The 24,060-nt window shown below is 65.4% G+C and carries 24 protein-coding genes and 1 pseudogene; 9 read left to right on the top strand and 16 right to left on the bottom strand.

All coding sequences use genetic code 11. The features are described 5' to 3' along the window. Nucleotides 1-135: 135 nt before the first annotated feature. Both I6F33_RS15050 and I6F33_RS15045 read right to left on the bottom strand, forming a co-directional pair. On the bottom strand, nt 136-897 hold the full coding sequence (locus I6F33_RS15050; RefSeq protein ID WP_036006407.1) for an ABC transporter permease: 762 nt from the start codon (nt 895-897) through the stop codon (nt 136-138). Next, nucleotides 894-1,817: an ABC transporter ATP-binding protein gene (locus I6F33_RS15045; protein WP_036006409.1), complete on the bottom strand. Its 924-nt coding sequence runs from the start codon at nt 1,815-1,817 to the stop codon at nt 894-896. The genes I6F33_RS15050 and I6F33_RS15045 overlap by 4 nt, the downstream gene beginning before the upstream one ends. Before the next feature lie 285 nt (nt 1,818-2,102). On the opposite strand from I6F33_RS15045, the gene I6F33_RS15040 reads away from it, so the two are divergent. Beyond that, nucleotides 2,103-2,822: a hypothetical protein gene (locus I6F33_RS15040; protein WP_036024916.1), complete on the top strand. Its 720-nt coding sequence runs from the start codon at nt 2,103-2,105 to the stop codon at nt 2,820-2,822. A 30-nt stretch (nt 2,823-2,852) separates the two neighbouring features. Here I6F33_RS15040 and I6F33_RS15035 read toward each other — a convergent pair whose 3' ends face one another. Both I6F33_RS15035 and I6F33_RS15030 read right to left on the bottom strand, forming a co-directional pair. Next, nucleotides 2,853-4,031, bottom strand: coding sequence for a cytochrome P450 (locus I6F33_RS15035; RefSeq protein ID WP_225143102.1), 1,179 nt, complete (start codon nt 4,029-4,031; stop codon nt 2,853-2,855). A gap of 16 nt (nt 4,032-4,047) precedes the next feature. Further along, nucleotides 4,048-5,256 (bottom strand): ABC transporter substrate-binding protein, encoded by a 1,209-nt coding sequence (locus tag I6F33_RS15030; protein WP_225143100.1) that lies wholly within the window; start codon nt 5,254-5,256, stop codon nt 4,048-4,050. Between the two features lie 107 nt (nt 5,257-5,363). On the opposite strand from I6F33_RS15030, the gene I6F33_RS15025 reads away from it, so the two are divergent. Beyond that, complete coding sequence (locus I6F33_RS15025) at nt 5,364-5,843, top strand: MarR family winged helix-turn-helix transcriptional regulator (protein ID WP_225143098.1); 480 nt, start codon at nt 5,364-5,366, stop codon at nt 5,841-5,843. Nucleotides 5,844-5,884: 41 nt separating this feature from the next. Here the strand turns inward: I6F33_RS15025 and I6F33_RS15020 are convergent, their stop codons facing one another. Continuing rightward, nucleotides 5,885-6,736: an alpha/beta fold hydrolase gene (locus I6F33_RS15020; RefSeq protein WP_036006423.1), complete on the bottom strand. Its 852-nt coding sequence runs from the start codon at nt 6,734-6,736 to the stop codon at nt 5,885-5,887. A gap of 123 nt (nt 6,737-6,859) precedes the next feature. Here I6F33_RS15020 and I6F33_RS15015 point away from each other — a divergent pair, with 123 nt between their 5' ends. Together I6F33_RS15015 and I6F33_RS15010 are read left to right on the top strand one after the other, a co-directional pair. Next, complete coding sequence (locus I6F33_RS15015; protein WP_036006426.1) at nt 6,860-7,474, top strand: ABATE domain-containing protein; 615 nt, start codon at nt 6,860-6,862, stop codon at nt 7,472-7,474. A gap of 149 nt (nt 7,475-7,623) precedes the next feature. After that, nucleotides 7,624-8,559 carry a LysM peptidoglycan-binding domain-containing protein gene (locus tag I6F33_RS15010; protein ID WP_225143097.1) on the top strand — a complete coding sequence of 312 codons (936 nt, stop codon included), beginning with the start codon at nt 7,624-7,626 and terminating at the stop codon, nt 8,557-8,559. Between the two features lie 208 nt (nt 8,560-8,767). Here the strand turns inward: I6F33_RS15010 and I6F33_RS15005 are convergent, their stop codons facing one another. Beyond that, a complete protein-coding gene (locus I6F33_RS15005; protein WP_225143095.1) occupies nt 8,768-9,841 on the bottom strand; it encodes a tartrate dehydrogenase in 1,074 nt (357 codons plus the stop codon). 272 nt (nt 9,842-10,113) lie between these two features. On the opposite strand from I6F33_RS15005, the gene I6F33_RS15000 reads away from it, so the two are divergent. Continuing rightward, on the top strand, nt 10,114-11,031 hold the full coding sequence (locus I6F33_RS15000; RefSeq protein WP_109144957.1) for a LysR family transcriptional regulator: 918 nt from the start codon (nt 10,114-10,116) through the stop codon (nt 11,029-11,031). A 47-nt stretch (nt 11,032-11,078) separates the two neighbouring features. After that, the gene (locus I6F33_RS14995) at nt 11,079-11,903 is read left to right on the top strand and encodes an aspartate dehydrogenase (RefSeq protein WP_225114912.1); all 825 of its coding nucleotides are present in this window, start codon (nt 11,079-11,081) and stop codon (nt 11,901-11,903) included. Between the two features lie 4 nt (nt 11,904-11,907). Here I6F33_RS14995 and I6F33_RS14990 read toward each other — a convergent pair whose 3' ends face one another. From I6F33_RS14990 to I6F33_RS14950, 9 genes and pseudogenes are all read right to left on the bottom strand, one after another. After that, the gene (locus tag I6F33_RS14990; protein WP_225143092.1) at nt 11,908-13,212 is read right to left on the bottom strand and encodes a sorbosone dehydrogenase family protein; all 1,305 of its coding nucleotides are present in this window, start codon (nt 13,210-13,212) and stop codon (nt 11,908-11,910) included. A gap of 139 nt (nt 13,213-13,351) precedes the next feature. Further along, nucleotides 13,352-13,561, bottom strand: coding sequence for a hypothetical protein (locus tag I6F33_RS14985; RefSeq protein WP_157284748.1), 210 nt, complete (start codon nt 13,559-13,561; stop codon nt 13,352-13,354). 133 nt (nt 13,562-13,694) lie between these two features. Next, nucleotides 13,695-14,321: an isoprenylcysteine carboxylmethyltransferase family protein gene (locus I6F33_RS14980; protein WP_036006440.1), complete on the bottom strand. Its 627-nt coding sequence runs from the start codon at nt 14,319-14,321 to the stop codon at nt 13,695-13,697. A gap of 26 nt (nt 14,322-14,347) precedes the next feature. Further along, nucleotides 14,348-15,379, bottom strand: coding sequence for an NAD-dependent epimerase/dehydratase family protein (locus I6F33_RS14975; protein WP_225143090.1), 1,032 nt, complete (start codon nt 15,377-15,379; stop codon nt 14,348-14,350). A 28-nt stretch (nt 15,380-15,407) separates the two neighbouring features. Then, on the bottom strand, nt 15,408-15,926 hold the full coding sequence (locus tag I6F33_RS14970) for a DUF962 domain-containing protein (protein WP_225143087.1): 519 nt from the start codon (nt 15,924-15,926) through the stop codon (nt 15,408-15,410). A gap of 171 nt (nt 15,927-16,097) precedes the next feature. Then, nucleotides 16,098-16,763, bottom strand: coding sequence for an OmpA family protein (locus I6F33_RS14965; protein ID WP_225143085.1), 666 nt, complete (start codon nt 16,761-16,763; stop codon nt 16,098-16,100). Next, entirely contained in the window at nt 16,763-17,179 is a 417-nt protein-coding gene (locus I6F33_RS14960) for a hypothetical protein (RefSeq protein ID WP_036006450.1), read from the bottom strand. Before I6F33_RS14960 ends, I6F33_RS14965 begins: the two co-directional genes overlap by 1 nt. A gap of 88 nt (nt 17,180-17,267) precedes the next feature. Beyond that, nucleotides 17,268-17,554, bottom strand: a pseudogene (locus tag I6F33_RS14955) (type II toxin-antitoxin system HicB family antitoxin). Between the two features lie 8 nt (nt 17,555-17,562). Further along, entirely contained in the window at nt 17,563-20,142 is a 2,580-nt protein-coding gene (locus tag I6F33_RS14950) for an ATP-dependent helicase (protein ID WP_225143083.1), read from the bottom strand. Nucleotides 20,143-20,378: 236 nt separating this feature from the next. On the opposite strand from I6F33_RS14950, the gene I6F33_RS14945 reads away from it, so the two are divergent. Then, on the top strand, nt 20,379-20,552 hold the full coding sequence (locus tag I6F33_RS14945) for a DUF1328 domain-containing protein (protein WP_036006471.1): 174 nt from the start codon (nt 20,379-20,381) through the stop codon (nt 20,550-20,552). Nucleotides 20,553-20,616: 64 nt separating this feature from the next. On the opposite strand, the gene I6F33_RS14940 is transcribed toward I6F33_RS14945, so the two are convergent. Next, complete coding sequence (locus tag I6F33_RS14940; RefSeq protein WP_225143081.1) at nt 20,617-21,123, bottom strand: thioesterase family protein; 507 nt, start codon at nt 21,121-21,123, stop codon at nt 20,617-20,619. Nucleotides 21,124-21,210: 87 nt separating this feature from the next. On the opposite strand from I6F33_RS14940, the gene I6F33_RS14935 reads away from it, so the two are divergent. Both I6F33_RS14935 and I6F33_RS14930 read left to right on the top strand, forming a co-directional pair. Further along, nucleotides 21,211-22,635, top strand: a complete 1,425-nt coding sequence (locus I6F33_RS14935; RefSeq protein ID WP_225131712.1) for an FAD-linked oxidase C-terminal domain-containing protein — start codon at nt 21,211-21,213, stop codon at nt 22,633-22,635. A gap of 100 nt (nt 22,636-22,735) precedes the next feature. Further along, nucleotides 22,736-24,040 carry a Spy/CpxP family protein refolding chaperone gene (locus I6F33_RS14930; protein ID WP_225143079.1) on the top strand — a complete coding sequence of 435 codons (1,305 nt, stop codon included), beginning with the start codon at nt 22,736-22,738 and terminating at the stop codon, nt 24,038-24,040. The last annotated feature ends 20 nt before the right edge of the window (nt 24,041-24,060 follow it).

Here is a 24,060-nt window from a genome sequence, read left to right as displayed (position 1 = left end):
GCGTGCATTATGCCTGCAGCCCGGCGTTGGTTCCAGCGGCCAGCCTGTCCATCGTTAACGTGATGGCAGGCGTAAGCAAGGCCGCTTTGTGCCGCGCCGGCCGGCGGCGCTGACATTTTCGCGAGCGCCGCGTGGTCAGTTCTTGAGCCGGTATCCGGTTCGGAAAATCCACCAGATCACGACCAGGCAGATCACCAGGAAGGCCAACGTCATGCCGATGCTGACGGACACGCTGACGTCGGCGATCTCGTAAAAGCTCCAGCGGAAGCCGGAGATCAGATAGACGACCGGGTTGAGCAGCGCGACCGTGCGCCATGTCGGCGGCAGCATGTCGATGGAATAGAAGCTGCCGCCGAGGAAGGTGAGCGGCGTCACCACCAGCATCGGAATCATCTGCAGCTTCTCGAATCCGTCGGCCCAGATGCCGATGATGAAGCCGAACAGGCTGAACGTCACCGCCGTCAGCACCAGGAAGGCCAGCATCCAGACCGGATGCTGGATATGCAATGGAACGAAGAGCCCGGCGGTCGCCAGGATGATCAGGCCCAGGATGATCGACTTGGTGGCGGCGGCGCCGACATAGCCGAGCACGATCTCGAAATAGGAGATCGGCGCCGACAGGATCTCGTAGATCGTGCCGGTGAATTTCGGGAAGTAGATGCCGAACGAGGCGTTGGCGATGCTCTGCGTCAGCACCGAGAGCATGATCAGGCCCGGCACGATGAAGGTGCCGTAGCTGACGCCCTCGACCTCGCTGATGCGCGAGCCGATCGCAGCGCCGAACACCACGAAATAGAGCGAGGTCGAGACCACCGGCGAGACGATGCTTTGCAGCAGTGTCCGCCAGGTGCGCGCCATTTCGAACAGGTAGATGGCGCGAATGGCGCGGTGGTTCATGACGTCCTCACGAGGTCGACGAAGATGTCCTCGAGCGACGATTGCGTCGTGTCGAGGTCGTTGAAGCGGATGCCGGCGGCGCGCAAATCGCCGAGCAGGCTGGTGATGCCGGTGCGCTCGCCCTGGGTGTCGTAATCGTAGACCAGCGTCGCGCCGCCGTCGCAGAGCTCGAGCTCGTATTGGCTGAGGCTTTCCGGCAACGCCGTCACCTTGTTCTGCAGATGCAGCGTCAGCCGCTTCTTGCCCAGCTTCTGCATCAAGGTGGTCTTGTCCTCGACCAGCACGATCTCGCCCTTGTTGATGACGCCGATGCGGTCGGCCATCTCCTCGGCTTCCTCGATGTAATGCGTGGTGAGGATGATGGTGACGCCGGATTGCTGAAGCCCGCGTACCACCTCCCACATGCCCTTGCGCAGCTCGACGTCGACGCCGGCGGTCGGCTCGTCCAGGAACAGGATCTGCGGCTCGTGCGACAATGCCTTGGCGATCATCACGCGGCGCTTCATGCCGCCGGAGAGCGTGATGATCTTGTTGTCCTTCTTGTCCCACAGCGAGAGGGCCTTCAGCACCTTCTCGATGTGATCGGGGTTCTTCGGCTTGCCGAACAGGCCGCGAGAGAAGCTCACGGTCGCCCACACGCTCTCGAAGGCGTCGGTGTGCAATTCCTGCGGCACGAGGCCGATCAGCGAGCGCGCCTTGCGGTAGGAGGTCTGGATGTCCTCGCCGCCGACCAGGACGCGGCCTTCGCTCGGATTGGCGATGCCGCAAATGATCGAGATCAGCGTGGTCTTGCCGGCGCCGTTGGGGCCGAGCAGCGCAAAAATCTCGCCGCGCTTGATGTCGAGATTGACGTTCTTGAGCGCCTTGAAGCCGGACCCATAGGTCTTCGACAGATTGGCGACGGAGATGATGGAAGACATGATGGCCGCGAGGCTGAGGAGCAAAGGCTGGGGAGGGGGCCGGACCATCCAGGAGGACAGGTCGGCGGAGCCCTGAAATAGGAACGCCATTGTCCCTCCGCAATTCCCCGGAGAAAAATGGTCTCAAAACAGGCGCTTTAGTGGCATGTTCCGGGCAAGTGTTGCGCGATGGTCACGGCTTGCTGCTAAGATTGGCGCTCACGCGCCTCTTTGTTGCGTCTGCGAGCGCGCCGTGGCTACGATTCCGGCCAATCGCGAAGCGTATTGTCTCCAGGGAAAAGATCGATGAGACCGAACGGCCGTCACACCGCCGGCGCCAGCCAATTGTCCGCCCTCCGTGTTTGGGCGATGGGCCTGCTCCTGCTGTCAGCTGTTGCCATCAGCCCGACCACCGCCAAGGCCGCGCCGAGCCAGGCCGCGGCGGCGACCACGCATGTCTATCTGCTCCGCGGCGTGCTCAACATCTTCTCGCTCGGCCTCGACACCATCGGCGCCCGGCTCCAGGCGCAGGGCGTTCCGGTGACCGTCGCCAATTTCGTGTCCTGGTCCTCGCTCGCCGATGAAGCGGCGGCTGCCTACAAGGCCGGTCGGCTCAAGACCATCATCCTGGTCGGCCATTCCTCGGGTGCGACCGCGCTGCCCGACATGATCGCCAAGCTCAACCAGCTCGGCGTGCCCGTGAAGCTCGCGATCGGCCTCGACTCCGTGTTCAAGACCAAGCTCTCGACCGGCGCGGAACGCTACATCAACATCTATATCGGCGATGGCCCCGGCGAGCCGGTGCGGGCCGCGGCCGGGTTCCGCGGCAAGCTCGACAATGTCGACATCCGCGGCAGTGGCGTCGGCCACATCTCGATCGACAAGAACGAGGCGATCCAGCGCCGCGTCATCGCCGAGATCGACGCCGCCATCATGCGCTCGCGCGCCCCGGCTGCGCGAGTCGCCGAACCCGCTGCGCCGCGGCCCGCACGCGCGGCGGCGGCAACGGATCCGGCGAGGAATTGAGCCGTCGCGCATCCTGCCGCGTGATGCCGCCTAAGCTGGCGTCACGCGAACCGGCATGCTCTCCAGCCCGCGCAGGGAATTGTTGAGCCTGCGCTTCGGCTCCGCCGCGAGCTCGATCGTCTTCACGCGCCTTGCGAGCTCGCCGAAGATCAATTCGCCCTCCAGACGCGCGATCATCTGGCCGACGCAGGCGTGTATGCCTGCGCCGAAGCCGACATGGCCGGTCGCAACCCGCTCCACGTCGAAACGGCCCGGCTTGTCCCAGCGCGCGGGATCGCGATTGGCGGAGGCCATGAACAGCAGCACCTTGCGGTGCGCCGGGATCACGCCGCCGCCGATCTCGGCATCGCGCGAGGTGGTGCGAAAAAACGTCTGCACCGGTGAATCGTAGCGAAGGCCTTCCTCGAAGGCGTTGCGCGCCAGCTCTGGTTTCTCGTGCAGCTTGCGATATTCGTCCGGATGAGTGGCGAGCGCGAGCAGGGTATTGCCGATGCCATTGACGGTGGTGTCGATTCCTGCCGTGAGGAACGGCCGCACCAGATGCGTCGCCTCGTGCTCGGTGATCTCGCCCTCATCGGCCGCCTGGTAGATCATCATGCCGAGGCTGTCGGGCCGTAGCGCATCGCGCGCACAACATTCCATGATCCAGCTCTGCGCCGCGAGACCATCCTTCCGCGACGCCGCGAGGATCTCGTTCTCCGGGCCGAAGCTGTTGAATACGAACGTGCTCCAGGCGAGCAGCTTCTCGCGCCCATCGGGGCGGATGCCGATCGCGTCCGGAAACACCTTCATCGGATAGGCTTCCGCAAGATCGGTCACGGCATCGAACGTGCCTTTGTCGATCAGCTCCGAGACCTTCCTCTCTGCTTCGCGCTGGAACGTCTCGCGCAGCTTCCTTGCGACGCCCGGAGATAGCGTGCGGCCGAGCACGCGGCGGCCCTTGTCGTGGTCGGGTGGATCGATCTGCAGGGTCAGCGGCTTTGGCAGCGCCGGGTTCATCCCGTTCAGCCCGACGCCCTCGCCACTGATGAACGTTTTCCAGTCCTTCAGGGCCGCTTCGACCTCGGCATTGCGGGCCATGGCCCACACGCCGTAGCGTTCCACCTCGAACACCGGCCCGATTGCGCGCAGCGCCTCATAGGCGGGATAGGGATCCGTCAGAAAGCCGGGCGCGAACGGATCGACCGGACTGGATGCAATGCCGCTCATGGTCAGCTCCGAACCGCTATTGCTTTGCGAGCGGGCACTGACCGTCACTCTCGGACCGGAACGCGTCCTCGCCCTTGATCGTGGCAACGACCTTCAGCAGATCCCAGGACGAATTCGATTCCTCGGGAGCCTTGACCTGCAACAGGTAGAGCGGATGGATCTTGCGGCCGTCCTTGCGGATGTAGCCCTTGCCGAACAACTGATCGTCGGTCGGCATCTGCTTCATCGTTGCGACCACGGCCTTGCCGTCCTTGGCGCCGCCGGCCTTGTCGACCGCCTTGAGGTAGTGGATGACCGAGGCATAGACGCCGGCCTGCATGTCGTTCGGATAGGCCTTCGAGGGAATGCGTTCGGCGAAGCGCTTCGCGAAAGCACGCGTGCCGTCGGTCAGATCCCAGTAGAACGGATTCATGATCTGCGCGCCCTGCGCAAACTTGAGCCCAAGCGCGGGAAGGCCGTTCATGCCGAGGATCAATCCGACCAGCTTGTGATCCTTCGTCAGCCCGAACTCGGCGGCCTGCTTCATCGAGGTGATGGTATCGTCCCCCGCATTGGCGAATGCGATGACGCTCGCGCCCGACGCCTGGGCCTGGAGCAGGAATGAGGCGTAATCAGCCGTGCCCAACGGATGCCGCACGCTGCCGAGCACCTCACCGCCGGACGCTTTCACGGCTTCCGCGGCCTGCTTTTCCAGATCATGGCCGAACGCGTAATCCGCGGTGATGAAGAACCATTTCTTGCCGCCCTGCTGCACGATGGCCTTGCCGAGGCCGCGCCCGTAGGAATAGGTGTCGTAGGTCCAGTGCACGGTGTTTGGCGTGCACTTCTCGCCGGTCAGCAGCACCGTGCCGGCGCCCGAGCCGATGAAGACCTTGTTCTTCTCGGCGCTCATGCCGGCCACGGCGAGCGCAATCGACGAGTTCGGAATGTCGAAGACCGCATCGACGCTCTCGTTCTCGTACCAGCGCCGGGCGATACCGATGCCGATGTCCGTCTTGTTCTGATGGTCCGCCGCAACGACTTCCACCGGCTTGCCGGCGGCCTTTCCGCCATAGTCCTCGACGGCCATCTTGGCGGCGACGACCGAGCCGATGCCCTGATAGCTCGCGAACGGCCCCGATTGATCGTTCAGGATGCCGATCTTCACGACGTCCTGGGCCAAGGCCGGTGCGGCGGTCAGCACCGCGGCCACCATGCACAGTTTATGCAGGAATTTGCTGTTCATTGTGTCCCTCCCATGGGCGGTCTTGGTGCCGCTCTATAATAGTTATATTTTATAGCTATTTTTGAGAGTGTCAATTCGGCCGACTTGTGGCCGCCGGATCTAGGATCATGAGCCCGAAAGCAGTCAGACCCGGAGCGAAGCCCGCTCAACCGTCGGAGACGTCACTGGACTTGCGCGCGCTGCAGCGCACGCCCGGCTTCATGCTGCGGCTCGCGCAGCTGAAGTTCTTCCAAGGCTTCTACGAGGAGTTCGCCGCACTGGGCCTGACGCCGGCGACCTACGCGATCTTCGTCGTCATTCGCGACAATCCGGGCGTTCCCCCCAGCAGCCTTGCCAGCCTGCTCCGCCTGCGCCTGCCGAACCTGATCAAGATCCTGAACGAGCTGGAATCGTCCGGCTTCATCAAGCGTAACCGCTCGAAATCCGACCGCCGCGCGGTCGAGTTGATGCTTACGCCGAAGGGCGCCAAGCTCATTCAGGACGGGGCAAGCCTGACGGGGCCGTATAATCGGAAGATGCTGGCTCCACTAAGCGAGGCCGAGCAGCGCACGCTGCTCGACCTCTTGAACCGGATGCTACCGCTTTAGGACAAAGCTGCGGCGTTGCGCACCTCTCGCAGCCGCTCCCGTCATTTCAAGAACGCGCGAATGCTCTCCGCAATCTCCTTCGCATGCGTCTCCAGCGCGAAATGGCCGGTGTCGAAGAACTGCACGACCGCATTGGGATTGTCGCGCTTGAACGCTTCGGCGCCGGGCGGAATGAAGAATGGATCGTTCTTACCCCAGACCGCGAGGAATGGCGGCTTGTGCGCGCGAAAATAGTCCTGGAATGACGGATAGAGCGCGACGTTGCTCTTGTAGTCGCCGAACAGGTCGAGCTGCACATCGTCCGAGCCCGGACGCGCGAGATAGAAATTGTCGAGGTTCTGTCCGTCCGGCGACACGGTCGCTGGGTCGGAGACGCCATGGGTGTACTGCCAGCGCGTCGCCTCCGGCGTGAGGAAGGCGCGCAGCGCCTCGCGGTTGGCAGGCGAGGGATCCTGCCAATAGGCCTTGATCGGAGTCCAACCGTCGCTGAGGCCGTCCTCATAGGCGTTGCCGTTCTGCGAGATGATCGCGGTGATCCGTTCGGGGTGACGCAGCGCAAGTCGGAAGCCGGTCGGCGCGCCGTAATCGAAGACGTAGATCGCGAAGCGATCGAAGCCGATCACTTCGGTGAAGCGCTCGATCACCTGCGCGACATTGTCGAAGGTGTAGCGGAAGGTTTCGCGCGAAGGCATGTCGGACTGGCCAAATCCTGGAAGGTCGGGCGCGACGATGTGGAATTTGTCGGCAAGCAGCGGAATCAGGTCGCGGAACATGTGGCCGGCGCTGGGGAAGCCGTGCAGCAGCAGCAGCTTCGGCGCGCCGACAGGGCCGGCCTCGCGATAGAACACGTTGAAGCCATCGACATCGGCGGTGCGGTAGGTAGTCGGGGTCATGACCGTCTCCAGCTAAGTAACCGTTTGCGTGCTAGTATGGAGGTTACGTAAGGGATGAGTAACTTGTCAATGGCTGGTTTACAGGTTACTTATGGATTGCACTTTCCAGGCTGAGGAACGTTCATGGACAGACCGCCCGCGATGTTCGTCGCCGACTCGCTCGGCCTCGACTTCCTCAACTCGGTCGCAACACCGGTCGATGCGCCTGTCGACTGGATCGACGATGGCGCTGGCCTGATCGACTGGCTTTCCCAGGCGAAGCTGGTGCCGACGAAGGAGCTGGATGCGCTGAAAGCGCGCGCGAGGCCAGTTGAGCTCGACAAGGTCGCCGATCAGGCCCGCGACTTGCGTGAGTGGTTCAGGGGCTTTGTTCTGGGGCACGCGGGCCGGCCGCTGACTGCGAAGGCGCTGCACGAGCTCGGCCCGTTGAACAGCATCTTGGCGCGTGATGAGGCGTTCTTGCAAATTGCGCCGCGCCGTGGCCAGGAAGGTCTTGCGCTGCAGAGGACGCGGCGCTGGCAATCAGCCGGAGCCCTGCTGCTGCCGATCGGCGAAGCCTTGGCGAAGTTCGTCTGCGAGGAAGACTTTTCGAACGTGAAGGCGTGCGAGGGCCACAATTGCACGATGCTGTTCGCCGATCACACCCGCAGGCGCGCACGGCGGTGGTGCACCATGGCGGTCTGCGGCAACCGCGCCAAGCAGGCCGCGCATCGCAGCCGGCTCAAGAGCAGGCAGTGATGGGCCGGGAGCGGTCCCCCCGGTGACGGAGCCTTGATGCGCGCGGCGGTGCGTCGCGCTTCGGTTCCGTGCCCCAAAATCCACCCAATCGATGGTCACTAAGCCGGTCAGGGGAGGCCCCTGCCTCCCGTGGTGGGACTGCTGGACTGATGATTCATTCGAGGCGACTCCTCGCGCTGGCAGCAGTGGTGCTGCTCGCCTTGAGCAGTGGCATGGCCGCTGCTACTCCCCCCAAGTCCAAGACCAACGCGACCGCCCCCGCCGCGCCTCCGCCGTTCGAGCCGTTGCCGCCGCCAAAAATCTACCTGTTCCGCGGCGCCATGGGTCCCATCTTCTCGACCGGCATGGATCGGCTCGAAGAGAAGCTAACGAAGGCCGGCTTCTCGGCCAACGTCTACGAATTCACCATCTGCCGGTGGATCGGCGATCGCGCCATCTCCAGCTATAAGGAATCGCCGGCGCCGATCGTGCTGATGGGCCATTCCATGGGCGGGCTGTGCTCGATCGTCATCTCCGAGATGGCGGCCAAGGAGAACATCCCGATCAGCCTCGTCATCGCCATCGATCCCGCGCAAGCGACCGGCGATGTCCCCCTCAACGTCGAGCGCTTCATCAACATCTTCCTGTCCGACAGCGTGCTCGGCGGCGGCGACGTCGTGGCTGTTCCCGGCTTTCGCGGCCATTACGCCAGCTATGACCTCAAGCGGAACGCGCGCGTCACCCACATCAACATCGAGAAGTCCGACGATATCCATCGTCAGATCGTCGAGATGGTGACGCAGCTGCCGCGCATTCCGCCGCAAACGCAGGCCGATGCCGTGCCGCTGCGCTATCTCGTGCCGGCGGACACGCTGGTCGAATTGTGGGACAGCGGCGTGCGGGTGCCGGTGCGCCGCGGCGACACCATGGAGAGCATCGCAGCAGCAAACCGCGTGCCGCTGTGGACGCTCGCGCAGAGCAACTCGCTGCCCGAGAACGCGCAGCTGACGCCGGGCCAGACCATCATCGTCCCCCGCCATCTGACACCGCCCGAGCCGGCCGCCGCGATGGCCACGCCGCCGGCGTCACCGGCGGCGCGGAGGTAGGGGCCGTTATCTTGCCGCAGAAGGCGGTGCGCTCCCTCTCCCGCTTGCGGGGGAGGGTTGGGGAGGGGGTCTCTCCTCGATCGAGGACCCCAGAGAAGAGAGCCCCCACCCGCCGCGCTCTGGCGCGCAATTGCGCTGCCGAGCGCGTCGCCCTCCCCGCAAGTGGGAGAGGTGCAGCGAGTCCTTGGCGACACTCGATCCGATAAGACTAAACATTCGATTCGTGGATCGCATCGATCACGGCGTCCGTGACCTCCTTCGTGGTCGCCTTGCCTCCGACATCCGGCGTCAGCACGCCCGCGGCGCAGACACGCTCGACGGCGGCCATCAGCCGTAAGGCGGCATCCTTCTCGCCGAGATGCTCGAGCATCTGCGCGCCGGTCCAGAACGTCGCGACCGGGTTGGCGATGCCCTTGCCCGTGATGTCGAACGCCGAGCCGTGGATCGGCTCGAACATCGAGGGGAAGCGGCGCTGCGGATCGATGTTTCCGGTCGGGGCGACGCCGAGGCTTCCAGCCAGCGCGCCGGCGAGATCGGAGAGGATGTCGGCGTGGAGATTGGTTGCGACGATGGTGTCGAGGCTCTTCGGATGCAGCGTCATGCGCACCGTCATGGCGTCGACCAGCATCTTGTCCCAGGTCACGTCAGGGAATTCGCCGGCGACCTCGGCCGCGATCTCGTCCCACATCACCATGCCGTGGCGCTGCGCGTTCGACTTGGTCACGACGGTCAGCAGCTTGCGCGGGCGCGACCGCGCGAGCTGGAACGCATAGCGCATGATCCGCGTGACGCCGACGCGGGTGAAGACGGCGACTTCGGTGCCGACCTCTTCCGGCAGGCCCTTGTGGGCGCGGCCGCCCATGCCGGCATATTCGCCTTCCGAGTTCTCGCGCACGATCACCCAGTCGAGATCGCCGACGCCGACATTGCGCAGCGGCGAGGCGACGCCCGGCAGGATCTTGGTCGGCCGCACATTGGCGTATTGGTCAAAACCCTGGCAGATCGGCAGGCGCAGGCCCCACAGCGTGATGTGGTCGGGCACGTCGGGGGCGCCGACCGCGCCGAAATAGATCGCGTCGAACTTCTTCAGCTCGCTGAGGCCGTCCGCCGGCATCATCACGCCGTGCTTCTTGTAATAATCCGAGCCCCAGTCGAACGTCTTGACGTTGAAGGCGAGATCGCCACTGCGTTTTGCGAGAGCCTCCAGCACGCGGACGCCGGCCGAGATCACCTCGGGGCCGATGCCGTCGGCGGGGATGGCTGCGATCGAATGGGTGCGCATGGGAAGGCTCCGTTTGAGAGATCGCGCCGGCATATCCGGCCGTCGGCGTCGCTGGCGAATCTAGACGGGAGTGCCGGGCAAACTCAATCGGCGCTGGTTTATACAAAAAAATGATATAATCATCGGGAGGTCGCCACGGCGTCATGGCCGGGCTTGACCCGGCCATCCACGCCTTTCCCCGCGGCCCAAGAACGTGGATGCCCAGGACAAGCCCGGGCATGACGACCTCGCGCAAGTCTCAAGCGCCGTCGGGCGAGGCGAGAGGACGGCGAATGGAATTGCATCAGCTCCGATGCTTCGTGGCGACGGCCGAGCAGCTGCATTTCGGCCGCGCGGCGCAGCAGCTTCAGATGCTGCCCTCCGCGCTCGGCCGGCAGATCCGGCTGCTGGAGGAAGACCTGGGCACTCGGCTGTTCGCGCGGACCACGCGCGCGGTGTCGCTCACCGAGGACGGCACGACGCTGCTGCGCGATGCCCGCACCATCCTCGCCAAGGTCGAGGCGGTCGAGAGCAACCTGCGCAATCGCTCGCGCGCGGGGACCGCGCGGCGGCTGCGGGTCGGTGCTATCGACAGCGCGGCGGCCGGACTGTTGCCGCCGCTCCTGCGCGATTTCCGCGTCAGGCATCCTGACATCGCGGTGCAGCTCCTCGAAGACAAGACTGTCCGGCTGCTGCCGAAGATTTTGACCGGCGCGCTCGATCTCGCCTTCGTCCGTCCGCCTGACCGGCCGGACAAGCGGCTCGAATTCCGCGGCCTGCTCCAGGAGAGCGCGATCGTTGCGTTCCCGCGGCGGCACGCGCTGGCCGGGCGCAAAGCGATCACGCTGGCGGATATCGCCGACGAGGCGATGCTGGTGCCGGACCGGCGCTCGCGGCCGCACAGCCACGACCTCACCATAAAGCTGTTCGAACAGGCCGGCCTGACGCCGCGCATCGTTCAGGTCGCCGACGAGAAGCAGACCATCATCAACCTCGTGGCAACGAAGCTCGGGGTCGCGATCGTGCCGCGCTGGACCGCACGGATGGCGGTGACCGGTGTGCGCTTCGTGCCGCTTCGACTGAGGCAGAGCGGGCCGGTGGGCCGGTTGCCGCTTGCCGCCGCCTGGCTGCGCGGCTCGCGCGATCCGGCCCGCGATGCCATGCTGGCGGTTCTGGAAGCCCGCCTGCGCAGCTATGCGCGGGAGGCGTGAGCGGCTATGACATCGGCCAAGACAGAGGCCAGGACAGAGGGATGGTGATGACGGATCAGACGGCTTCAGGCGAATTGCGGGTGGCCATTGCCGGGCTGGGCTCGATCGGCACCAAGATCGCGACCGCACTCGATCAGGGCATCGAGGGCCTGTCGCTCGCGGCCGTGGCCGTGCGGGATCCCGCCAAGCATCAAGCCTTCATCGACGGCTTGCGTCGCCCACCGACAATCCTGCCGCTCGACCAGCTCGGCGAGGCCGCCGACATCGTCGTCGAATGCGCGCCGAGCAGCCAGCTGCGTGCGATCGTCGAGCCTGCGGTGAAGCGCGGCAAGGCCGCGGTGGTGGTCAGCGTCGGCGGCTTGCTCGACAATTTCGATCTGGTCGATCTCGCCCGCGCCAATGGCGGCCGTATCCTGGTGCCGACCGGCGCGCTGATCGGCCTCGATGCCGTCAACGCCGCCGCAATCGGCACCATCCATTCCGTGAAGATGGTGACCCGCAAGCCGATCGACGGCTTGAAGGGCGCGCCGTTCATCGTTCAGAACAACATCGACATCGACAATCTGCGCGAACCGCTGAAGCTGTTCGAGGGCAGCGCGCGCGAAGCGGCAAAGGGCTTTCCGGCCAACGTCAATGTCGCCGTTGCGTTGTCGCTCGCGGGCATCGGGCCCGATCGCACCGAGATCCAGGTTTGGGCCGACCCGACCGTGACGCGCAACGTTCACCGCATCGAGGTCGAGGCGGACTCAGCGCGCTTCTCGATGGGCATCGAGAACATCCCGTCCGAGAATCCCAAGACCGGCCTAATCACCGCGTTGTCGGTGATCGCGCTGCTCCGCAAGCAGCGCGCCACGCTGTGCGTGGGGACGTGAGCTCCTACGCCCCCGTCACGCGCCAGATCACGTTGCCGACGTCGTCGGCCATCAGTAGCGATTTCCTGTCGGGACCGATCGCGACGCCGACCGGGCGGCCGTAGGATTCCTTCTCGTCCGGCGACAGGAAGCCCGACAGGATGTCGCGATCGGGGCCGGACGGCTTGCCGTTCGCGAACGGGATGAACACCAGCTTGTAGCCGGACAGCTTGCTGCGATTCCACGAGCCGTGCTGGCCGATCACCATGCCGTCGCCGAAGCCGGGCAGGGTGCCTGCGGGCATCCAGCACAGGCCGAGCGAAGCGGTGTGGCCACCGAGCGCATAGTCCGGTTGAATTGCCTTGGCAACCATCGCCGGATCCTGCGGCACGCGGTCGTCCACCGTCTTGCCCCAGTAGCAATAGGGCCAGCCGTAGAAGCCGCCGTCGCGCACGGAGGTGAGATAGTCGGGCGGCGTCTCGTCGCCGAGGCCGTCGCGCTCGTTGACGACGGTCCAAAGCACGCCGGTCGTCGGCTCCCAGGCAAGGCCCACGGGATTGCGCAGGCCGGCCGCAAAGATGCGATGCGTGCCGGCGACGAGATCGAGCTCGTAGACCGCGGCGCGACCTTGCTCGACCTCCATGCCCATCTCGGCGATGTTGCTGAGCGAGCCGACGCCGGCATAGAGCTTCTTGCCGTCGGGACTGGCGAGCAGGCTGCGCGTCCAGTGGCCGGCGGGCTTGAATGTCGTCAGCCGCTTGCCCGGTGCTGTGATGCGGTCGGCGTCGGCAACGTAAGGAAAAGCCATCACGCCGTCGGTGTTGCCGACGTAGAAAGTGTCGCCGACCAGTGCCATGCCGAACGGCTGGCTGAGGTTCTCCATGAACGCGCCGCGAATCTCCGCAACGCCGTCGCAGTCCTTGTCGCGCAACAGCGTGATGCGGTTGGCGGAGACGCCGAGCGCGGCGGCGCGCCGCATCGTCGCCTGCATCGCATAGTGGAACACGCTGCGCGGGGCGCCGGCGATCTGCGTTGCCTCCGCGATCAGCACGTCGCCATTGGGCAGCACCTCGATCCAGCGCGGATGGTCGAGACCGGTCGCGAACGCATCGACATTGAGCCCGGGTGCAGCGATCGGCTTCTGTCCGTCGCGCCAGCCGCGTGCGGTCGGCATCTTCAAGGTCGGGATCGCGCCTTGCGGTTTCGCTTCGGGAATGGCGGGCTTCTCGCCCCAGGCGGGCGCGGGCTCGGTGCCCGTCATCTTGCGCCATTGCAGCGCGATGCCGCCGATGAAGGCGACGAACTGCGCGAAGATGCTGGAAAACGTCATGACAAGCCCCCGGTTGCGCGCGCATCCAACTGGCTGACGGGGCCGACGTCAACCTGTGCGGAGCTCAGCAGGGGCCTATTCCCGTGGAATGGCAGCCGATCGAATTTGCATGGGACAGGTCGCGGCGTCGGCCCGGAGATCAACGGCCGATCTGCCGCTCCAGCCGTCGTGCCACGCGAAAATCATCCAAGTGACGGATGTTCGGCGCCAGCGCCGCTTCCCTGGAGAGCAGATGATAAACCCGCGCCACCGTGCGCTGCTTCTGCTTCGTACGCCCGGGGGGCAGCGCCCGCGCCTTGCGGACGGCGGCGATCGCGTGTGCGCGAAAATAATCGTAGGCGTCCGACATGGCTCGATGCTCTGCGGCCGTTGACAGATGTCGAGGGCTAACGGACCAGCAGAGGTGTGGTTCCTTGGCGAGTCGGATCGTGCACTCGTGCCCCGGACGCAGCGCAGCGCGTCCGGACAGGAGAGTGACGCCCTCACCGCGGCGACGTGAACGGAATGATCATCGGAACGCGACGGCAATAGGCTCCATAGGCGTCCTCGCCGAGCTCCTTCGAGAGGAACACCTCTTCCATCCGGCCCTTCTGCCACATACCGAGCGAGATCAGGATCGCGCCGAGGATCGTCGTCACCAAGCCGATCGCAACGCCGGTCACCAGCATGCCGAAGATTAGGCCGGTGTAGATCGGGTGGCGGACGATACCGTAAGGGCCGGTGTCAATGACGCGGTGGTCTTCCTTCTGGGTGATGGTGTTGGACCAGAATTTTCCGAGATGCAGCCGCCCCCACCATGCGAAAGCGATGCCGGCGACGGAGAGGACCGCAGCGATGATGATGCCGGTGTTGCCGAGCACCCAAAGCGGCTTCCAGCCCATGGCTTCCGCAATGAACGGCGTGTACAGGATGCCGCCGACCAGGATCGGCAGGCGATAGCGCTGCGACTCCAGCGTCATGACCTGCTTCTTGGTCTGCCCCTGCCAGAACGAGGCGCCGACCCAGCTGACCAGAAAAGCGAGCCAGATCAGGGCGAGCAGTTGCGTCGGCCAGGTCGTGGTCCAGCCACCCCAGGCGACAGAGAGAAGCTTGCTGAAATCGAAAGACATGAAGGTTCTTTGCGTTTGAAGCGGCGTCAGCTCGCGCGCGAGGACAGCGCGTGATGCTTGAGGGCGCCGGAGGGCTGCTGGCCGTTGCGGGCGAGCAGGTGGGTGATGGTTTCGCGCAAGACGGGCTCGATCGGACGCGGCGAATAGCCGAGCTCGGTACGGGCTTTGCCGATCGGAAGATCGCTCGCGGCGAGCGCGATCCGCACGCCCTCGGCGGTGCCGTTGGGCGGCCGGCGCGTGATGTGGTCGGCGATGTATTCGAGCATGATCGCGGAGAGCTCGGCGATCTTGCCGGGTACGACGACGGGAAATTGCCGGCGTCCGCTCATCGTCGACATCATGCGCAGGATGTCGCCGAGCGGGACGCAGTCGCCGCCGAGGATGTAGCGCTGCCCGAGGCGGCCGCGTTCCATGGTCAGGACCAGGCCCATGGCGACGTCGCGGACGTCGACCAGATTGACCAGGAAGTTGAGGTGCGGCTGCACCTTCTTCTGCAGGAAGTACCAGAGCATCGCGGTCGGCGGTGTCAGATGTTGGTCGGCGGCGCCGATCGGCATGGTCGGCGTGCCGATCACCAGCGGGAAGCCCGCTTCTGCCGCTTTGGCGGCATGATGCTCGGCGAGCGATTTCGACCGGGTGTAGGCGCCGGGCATTGCCTCGGCCGGCTGCAGCGCCTCTTCGGCGGGAACGCCCTTGAGGTCGGAATAGGGGAACAGGATCGATTCGGTCGAGCAATGCAGGAAGCGCGAGACGCCGCGCTTCATCGCCGCCGCCAGCACGATCTCGGTGCCGCGGCAATTGACCTCGTGAAAGTCCTGCTTGTTGGCGACCCACATGCCGGGCAGGCCGGCGAGGTGATAGACCTGATCGCAGCCGGCGATCGCCGCATCGACCGCGGCACAGTCCAGCACCGAGCCGTGGACGTGCTCGACATCCGCGTTCGCCGCGCTCGGCACACGGACATCGAGAACGCGGACCCGCTGCCCACGGGCGCGGAGCGCTTCTACGAGGTGATGTCCGATGAAGCCACTGCCACCGGTAACCAGGACGAGAGCCATGCAGTAGGTTGCTGTTTCGCTTCGAGCGTTATCGGGTTGAAAGGGAATTGGCCGGAAGAGGCGCCAGAATCGCGGCAAGGTCGCGACGGAAACCCAGTGCAATGAATAATTTTGCCATGACGAACATCGGTCCAAGCAAAAGATGCGACGGGAACGTGAACAACGAGGCCTCGCGCCCCTCAAAAACCTTGTGGCCGATGGTCTGTGCGGCGAAGCCGAGCACCACCAGCGTCGCGAAAATCGCCCACATCGTCGCGGTGCCGACTTGCGCGGCGATGGTCGTCGCAATCGAAAACAGTACGACGGAGACGGCCAGAATGCCGAGCCCCAGCGCCGCGTCGAGCAGCAGCCAGTAGATCAAGACCGGCACGGCCAGGATCACTGCCAGGCTGACGTTGAAACCGAACAGCGGAAGCTTGACCAGCGTCAGCGGCAGCACGGCGCCGGTGAACAGCAGCAGGATGCCGACCACATGCATCGCCGTGTTGCGGGGATCGCGATGGTACTCGACATAAACGGCAAGTTGGCGCTGGAAAAAGCCACCCATTTCGGTCTCATGCGGCACGGGGTCGGGAAGGGCGAACAGAGGCTATAGCACTGGACCGAGCGGTGCACAAACCGGCACTTTTGTCGCGTGAAACCGTGCGCGCGCGCCCGGGACAGGCTGCAAAATAGTCCGCACTACAAGGGGTTCCGTCAGCTGCGGAGCCGCCTTCGCTCAGCGCTTCTTGGCGGGCTTTTTGGCCGCAGGCGCTGGCGTCGCAGCCGGACGCGGCTCCTCCGGCAGCTTGGCATAAGTCAGGATCTGCAACTGGCCGTTGACGGCGGAGGTCGGCTTGGCCCGGTCGAGAAACTGCTCCTCGCCGAGGCCGATCGGATGCAGCCGCTTGGTCGAGATCTTGAAGGTGTTCACCAGCACATCACGGATTGCATCGGCCCGGCGCTGGCTCAGGATCGCATTGGCCTCGCGCGTCTTCGAATTGGATTCGACGTGGCCGACGATCAGGAAAGTGTAGGGCAGCAGCGAGGAATGAACCAGCGCGTCCGCAATGCGGCCAACGGTCTGGTAGGACGCCGGCTGGATGATCGGCGTGTCGGCGTCGAACTGGATCTGCGCATTGAAGGCCGGCAGCTTGGCGAGCTCCGGCGCGATCAGCGGCCGGTTCACCGGCCCCGGATCGTTCTTGATCCTGGTCTTGGCGCGCTCCATGACCTGCTGCTTCAGCGCGGGCAGGTCGACCTCGGCGGCCTCTTCGAAATGGTTCAGCTTCGCGACGATGTCGTCGCGGGTCGGCGCCGCCGTCTGCGCGCCGGCGGGGCCCGCGAGCAAAGCGAGGCCCAGCGTCAAGCCCAGTCCTGCGGTGGCGAGCCCGTTCGCGCGCATCAGCGATACCCCGCGTCGTCAACGGCCTTCAGGCAGTTGTTGCTGATGCCCTTGGGCGTCGAGACCAGGCACGGGATCGACTTGCTGGTCTCCTTGGTCGAGCCGCCGCAGACTTTGACGATCTCGCGCTGGCAGGCGTTCGCCACGGTGACGCGCGCGGCGACGCGCTTCTGGATGGCGTCGAACACGCCGAGATAGTCGCTCGTGCATTGCGGCGAGAGCACGTCGCGATTGCGCGACAGGCATTCCTTCAGCCGGTTCGAATCCGGGTTGACGCCGCGGCAATTGGCGACGATTTCCGCCCCGCAGCTCGCCGCCAGCTTGCCGATCGAATCGCCAAAGCTCATGGTCTCCGCCGCCGCAAGCGACGGCATCCCCAATGCAAGCACGATCAATGTGACGGAGCCCCGGACCATGGGTTGCATCTGATACGGGGAAGTTCGCGGCGGTCAAGGGGCGTTCGGGCGAGAACTGTCGAGAGTTGCGCAGTGCGGCGAACAGTCCTCACTCGGCCTCAGCGAGGGGCGGCCAGTCGACCAGGGCGACGGTATGGTTCCTGAGGTCCTCGGCAACTCCGGATCGGCCTTGAGCTCATCCAGCGTCCGCGGCGGGGGCAGCTGGCGCCTGTCCGCGGTCAGCTCCTGCGCATAGAATGCGAGCGCCTCGGGCGCATTCTCCAGGGCCTCCTCGACGTCGTCGCCGCCGGAGATGCAACCGGGCAGGTCCGGAAACCACAAGCTCACGGTTTCGTCCGGGTCGGCGTCCTCGATGATGGCAACGTACTGAGCCATATCGGGTCTCACGCCCGCTGCACGAAACTGTCCACGACCTTCTTCTCGCCGGCCTTGTCGAAGGCGATGGTGAGCTTGTTGCCGTCGATCTTGGTGACGCGGCCATAGCCGAATTTCTGGTGGAAGACGCGGTCTTCCAGCGAGAATTCGGACGTCGTGCCGGTCGATTTGGCGACCAGCTCGCCTTCGATCGTCAGGGGCCCGCGCCGGCGCGAGGCGAAGCTGCCGAAATCGGGGCCGGATAACGAGGAGGTCGAGAACGTCGCGGCCTCTTCCTCGAAGCCGCCGCTTCGGCCGCCGCCATTGCGACCGCCGCCGCGATTCCGGTTCGCCTGGGCGCGCTGCCAGCCCGGCGTCGAATAGCTGGAGCCGAACGCCTCCATGTCGTCGAAGCGCGAGGCGCCGTAGCCGCCGCTGCCGCCCCATCCGGAGCCGCCTTTGGATTCCGTGATCTCGACATTGGCCGCCGGCAATTCGTCGAGGAAGCGCGACGGGATCGTGGTCGACCAGGTGCCATGGATCCGGCGATTGGTCGCGAAATAGATCTTTGCGCGGCGGCGGGCGCGGGTCAGACCGACATGGCCGAGCCGGCGCTCTTCTTCCAGGCCGGCGCGGCCCTGTTCGTCCAAGGTGCGCTGGCTCGGAAACAGGCCTTCCTCCCAGCCGGGCAGGAACACGTTGTCGAATTCGAGCCCCTTGGCCGAATGCAGCGTCATCAGCGACACCGCGTCGTCCTCGGCGCCACCCTCGCGGTCCATCACCAGCGAGATGTGCTCCAGGAACCCTTGCAGGTTCTCGAACTCCTCCATCGAGCGCACCAGCTCTTTCAGGTTCTCCAGCCGGCCCGCGGCGTCCGCCGAGCGGTCCTTCTGCCACATCTCGGTATAGCCGCTCTCGTCGAGCACGATCTGGGCGAGATCGGTGTGCGCGGTGACCTCGCGCTGGGCACGCCAGCGGTCGAACTGCACGATGAGATCGCGAAGCGAGCCGCGCGCCTTCGGCTTCAGCTCGTCGGTCTCGACCACGGCGCGCGCCGCCTCGAACAGGGGAATGCGGCGCTTGCGGGCGTGGTCGTGCAGCATCTGCACGGTGGCGTCGCCGAGCCCGCGCTTGGGCGTATTGACGATACGCTCGAAGGCGAGATCGTCGGCCGGCGAATTGATGACGCGCAAATAGGCCAGCGCGTCGCGGATTTCGGCGCGCTCGTAGAAGCGCGGGCCGCCGATGACGCGGTAGGGCAGGCCGAGCGTGACGAAGCGGTCTTCGAACTCGCGCATCTGGTAGGAGGCGCGCACGAGAATGGCGATCTCGTTGAGCTTCTCGCCCTGGCGCTGCAGCTGCTCGATCTCCTCGCCGATGCCGCGGGCTTCCTCTTCCGAATCCCATGAGCCCGTGACGGTGACCTTCTCGCCGTCCTGGTCCTCGGTGCGCAGCGTCTTGCCGAGCCGGCCTTCATTGTGCGCGATCAGGTGCGAGGCGGCGGCGAGGATGTGGCCGGTGGAGCGGTAATTGCGCTCCAGGCGGATGACCTTGGCGCCCGGGAAATCGTGCTCGAAGCGCAGGATGTTGTCGACCTCGGCACCGCGCCAGCCGTAGATCGACTGGTCGTCGTCACCGACGCAGCAGATGTTTTTGGTCTTCTCCTTCTCCCCGCTTTCGGGGAGAAGGCCGGGATGAGGGGGAGTCTCCACGAGCTCGGTGCTTGGAGAGTCCCCCTCACCCGCATCGCTTCGCGATGCGACCTCTCCCCGCAAGCGGGGAGAGGTGGAAGACGGCGCCTGCGACAGCAGCCGCAGCCAAAGATACTGTGCGACGTTCGTATCCTGGTACTCGTCGACCAGGATGAACTTGAAGCGCTGCTGGTACTGCCTGAGGATATCCGGGTGCTCGCGGAAGATGCGGATGTTCTCCAGCAGGAGATCGCCGAAGTCGGCCGCGTTCAGGATCTTCAGCCGTTCCTGGTAGCTCGCATAGAGTTTGCCGCCCTTACCATTGGCGAACATCGCGGCTTCGCCCGACGGTACCTGTGAAGGCATCAGGCCGCGGTTCTTCCAGCCGTCGATCAGGCCGGCCAGCATCCGCGCCGGCCAGCGTTTCTCGTCGATGTTCTCGGCCTGCAGCAGCTGCTTGAGCAGCCGGACCTGGTCGTCGACGTCGAGCACGGTGAAGTTCGACTTGAGCTGCGCCAGCTCGGCATGGATGCGCAGGATGCGGCCGCCGATGGAGTGGAAGGTGCCGAGCCATGGCATGCCTTCGACGGCGTGGCCGAGCATTTGGCCGAGCCGGTGCTTCATCTCGCGCGCGGCCTTGTTGGTGAAGGTCACCGACAGGATTTCGGCCGGGCGGGCGCGGCCCTGGCTCAAGATGTGCGCGATGCGCGTGGTCAGGACGCGGGTCTTGCCGGTGCCGGCGCCGGCCAGCACCAGGACCGGGCCGTCCAGCGTCTCCACTGCCTCGCGCTGCTCCGGATTGAGCCCGGCGAGGTATTTCGGGCCCACCGAGGCGCGCGCACGCGCGGCGATGCCGCCGGCTGCGGGCTGGTGGTCGGGTACGGCTGTGATCTTGCTCGGCTCGGTCATGCGAATCATCGGCCCCACGATGGCACCGCGGGGTGGTGGAAGGGAGCCTTCTTAACAGGGATTGGTGCCTATATGGGGCGCCGGGCCGGGTTTTCCACGTGCGCGGCAGGCCGATTTGTTCCAGCTGAGCCAGCGAATTTCGCTCCCGCCGGGACCGGAACTATCGTTCTCGCGTCGAGATTGTCAGGACAGGTGGCGCGGCCAGCCGCGTCGATCGCAGACAACATCAAGACGAGGGTTTGACCATGCTAGGCTGGGTTGTGACGTTTCTGGTTATCGCACTGATCGCCGGCATCCTGGGCTTCGGCGGCGTCGCCGGCGCTTCGATCGAGATCGCCAAGATCATCTTCTTCATCGCAGTCGTTCTGTTCCTGGTCTCGGCCGTCGTCGGCCTCGCCCGCGGCCGCAACAGAATATAGCTGCGATGTTCACCTCTCTCCGACGGGGAGAGGTGAACACAGGCGGCAGACGGCGCCTGAGCCACTAACGCTTCGAGGGCATCGCCACGCTCCGGCCGATGCCCTCGGGTCGCGTCAAGGCGCTGTGGGACTTGGCAACTCCAGCAATGCGCTGCTGGATGTCGGGCGGAAACGGCGCAACGCGCCGCGCATTCATGTCCATGTGCAGCGACATGTTCTCGGACGTCGCCGACAGCCAGCCCTCGGTGCCGTGCCTCATCTCCTCGAATGTGTGCAGCCGCTTGTCATCGGTGTCGAGCAGCCAGACTAAGATCTGCACGGGATCGCCGAGATGGATCTCCCGCAAATAGCGCACGTGGCATTCGGCGGTGAAGGTCGAGCCGTGGCGCTCTGTCTTGTAGACCGGGCCAATCCCGAGCTCGAGCCAGAACTCGTCGATCGCGCGGTCGAACATCACGTTGTAATAGGCCATGTTGAGATGGCCATTGTAGTCGATCCATTGCGGCTCGACCTGCATGATCGAGGAGCGAAACGGCTCTGCGTTCGGCGCTGTGGCGGCAATCTCCGGCATGTGTCCTTCCCAAGCTATGCGTCCGGTCCCTTGACTTGACCGGTTATATGTCCTTTGCCACGGTCTCTTCTCGTCGGGAGGAATTCCGTGGGTACGACCATCACCAATAATCCGCCGCGGCCGGAGCCGAAAGCCCTCGCAAGCGCGCTGGAGCAGCTTGCCGCGCGCTTCGGCAACCGCCTCATCACCTCGCAGGCCGTGCGCGAGCAGCACGGTCATACCACCACCTGGATCCCCAACCAGCCGCCTGATGGCGTGGTGATGGCGCAGGAGACCGCCGACATCCAGGACGTAGTGCGGATCTGCGCCAAACATCGCGTGCCCGTCATTCCCTTCGGCACCGGCACCTCGCTCGAAGGCCAGGTCAACGCGCCCGCCGGCGGCATCTCGATCGACCTGCGCGACATGAACAAGGTGCTCGCGGTGCATGCCGAGGACCTCGACTGCGTGATCCAGCCCGGCGTCACCCGCAAGGCACTGAACGAACATCTGCGCGACCAGGGCCTGTTCTTCCCGATCGATCCCGGCGCGGATGCCTCGCTCGGCGGCATGGCCTCGACCCGCGCCTCCGGCACCAATGCGGTGCGCTACGGCACCATGCGCGACAGCGTGCTGGCGCTGAAAGTGGTGCGCGGCGACGGCGAGATCATCACCACGGGCACGCGCGCCAAGAAATCGTCCGCCGGCTACGACCTGACGCATCTGTTCGTCGGCGCCGAAGGCACGCTCGGCATCATCTCCGAGCTGACCATTCGCCTGCGCGGCATCCCCGAGACGATCGCGGCCGGTGCGGTGTCGTTCGAGACCGTCCACGGCGCCTGCCAGGCCGTGATCCTGGCGATCCAGACCGGCATTCCCGTCGCGCGCATCGAGCTGCTCAATGCCGCGCAGGTCAAGGCCTGCAACGCCTATTCCAAGCTGACGCTGCCGGAGACGCCGCTGCTGCTGATGGAATTCCACGGCAGCGAGATCGAGGTCGCCGAGCAATCCAAGGCGTTCGGCGAGATCGCGAGGGACTGCGGCGGGGGCGATTTCTCCTGGACCACCAAGCCGGAGGACCGCACCAAGCTGTGGCAGGCGCGGCACGATGCTTATTGGTCGGTGAAGGCGCTGCGGCCCGGCGACAGCATCGGCGTGGTCGCGACCGACGTCTGCGTGCCGATCTCGCGGCTCGCCGACTGCGTCAGCGAGACCGAGGAGGATCTCAAGCGCCTCAATTTGCTGTCGCCGATCGTCGGCCATGTCGGTGACGGCAATTTCCACTGCTCGCTGGTGTGCGACACCAACGACGCCGACGAGATGGCGCGCGGCGAGGAGTTCATGCATCGTCTGGTCGAGCGTGCGCAGGCCATGGACGGCACCTGCACCGGCGAACACGGCATCGGCCAGGGCAAGCAGAAATATCTCGAGGCCGAGCTCGGCCCCGAGGCGCTCGATGCGATGCGGGCGCTGAAGCAGGCACTCGATCCGCTCAACATTTTCAACCCCGGCAAGATCGTGCCGGAGGCATAAGGCGGCGCCCTCCGGAACCGGGAACTTTCGGCAATCCTGCCGGTTCCAATTCCCGCCAATTTCCGATGCTCAATGGCAGGGCTTTGCGCGGGAGGGTGCGATGGTGCGACCGGTCATGGGAATTGCCGCGGTGGCCTTTGCCTGCATGCTTGCGGGGGCCGCGTTCGCGAAGGGCGGACACGGCGGCGGCCATGGAGGTGGCCATGGAGGTGGGCATGGCGGCGGGCGCGGCGGCGGTCACCACGGCGGCCATGTCCGCGGCCACGGCGGCGGGCATGCGCATGGCGGGCATCATCGCGGGATGCGGTTCACAACCGGCGCCCGGCGTGGCGGCCCGAACTTCGGTCAGATCCGCAATGCCGCGATACGGCCGGCGAACTTCCGCAACGCCTGGAACGCCAGCGCCTTCCGCAACGGCCGGCTGATCAGCAATCCGGCGGCCCGCGCGCAGATTGCCGCGGCGGCGGCACTCGCCGGCTGGAGCGGTGCAAGCAGCGGATGGTGGCAACATCCCGGCGGCGGCTACGGCTGGGTCGGGCCGCTGTTCTGGCCGTTCGCCTATAACGATCTCTACGATTACACAATCTGGGGCGACGGGCTCGGCTTCTGGGGCTACGGGTATCCGGACATCTATGCCGGCATTTTCGGCCCCTATGGCTATGATCGGCTGTCGGCTTATCTGCCGCAGCAGCCGCAGGGACGGCGGCGGGCGCGCAGCGCGCCGCTCGATCAGCTCTGCGGCAGCGATCGGCGCGCCATCGTCGGCCTGCCGATCGATCAGATCGCAGCCGCGGTGCAGCCGACGAACGCGCAAGGCGCTGCTCTCGATGCGCTCGGCAACGCCTCGGTCGACGCGGCAGCGCTGATCCGCACCTCCTGTCCGACGCAGGCCGCGGCGACGGCGCCCGGCCGGCTCGCCGCCATGCAGCAGCGGGTTGAGGCGATGCAGAAGGCCGTCGATTTGGTTCAGCCTGCGCTGGACCAGTTCTATGGTTCGCTCAACGACGAGCAGAAGGCGCGCTTCAATGCGCTTGCCGACGATCAACGTCGTGCCGCGGCATCGAACAATGCGGGCGGATCGTCGGTGCAGACTTGCAGCCCGTCCGCCGCGTTCGATTGGCCCGGCGCCACGATCGAAGAACGGCTTCGTCCCACCGACACCCAGCGCGGGGCGCTCCAAGTGCTCCAGGACACCAGCGCCAAGGTCAGCGCATCGCTCAAGGCGTCCTGCGAGCCCAATGAGGTGATGACGCCTCCGGCCCGCATGGCCGCGATCCGCAAGCGTCTCGATGTCATGCTGGACGGAATCAAGTCGGTGCGGGCGGCGCTCGATGATTTCTACGCCACGCTCAACGACGAGCAGAAGGCGCAGTTCGAGGCGATCGGCCCGCGCCGCATGTCCTGAACGCCGTGAGCAATTGAAGA

Origin of the sequence: Bradyrhizobium sp. BRP20 (assembly GCF_020194215.1) — a bacterium.
Classification (GTDB): Bacteria; Pseudomonadota; Alphaproteobacteria; order Rhizobiales; family Xanthobacteraceae; genus Bradyrhizobium; species Bradyrhizobium yuanmingense.
Note: the sequence above shows the minus strand (reverse complement) of the source record. Positions and strands in the feature narration are given on the sequence as shown.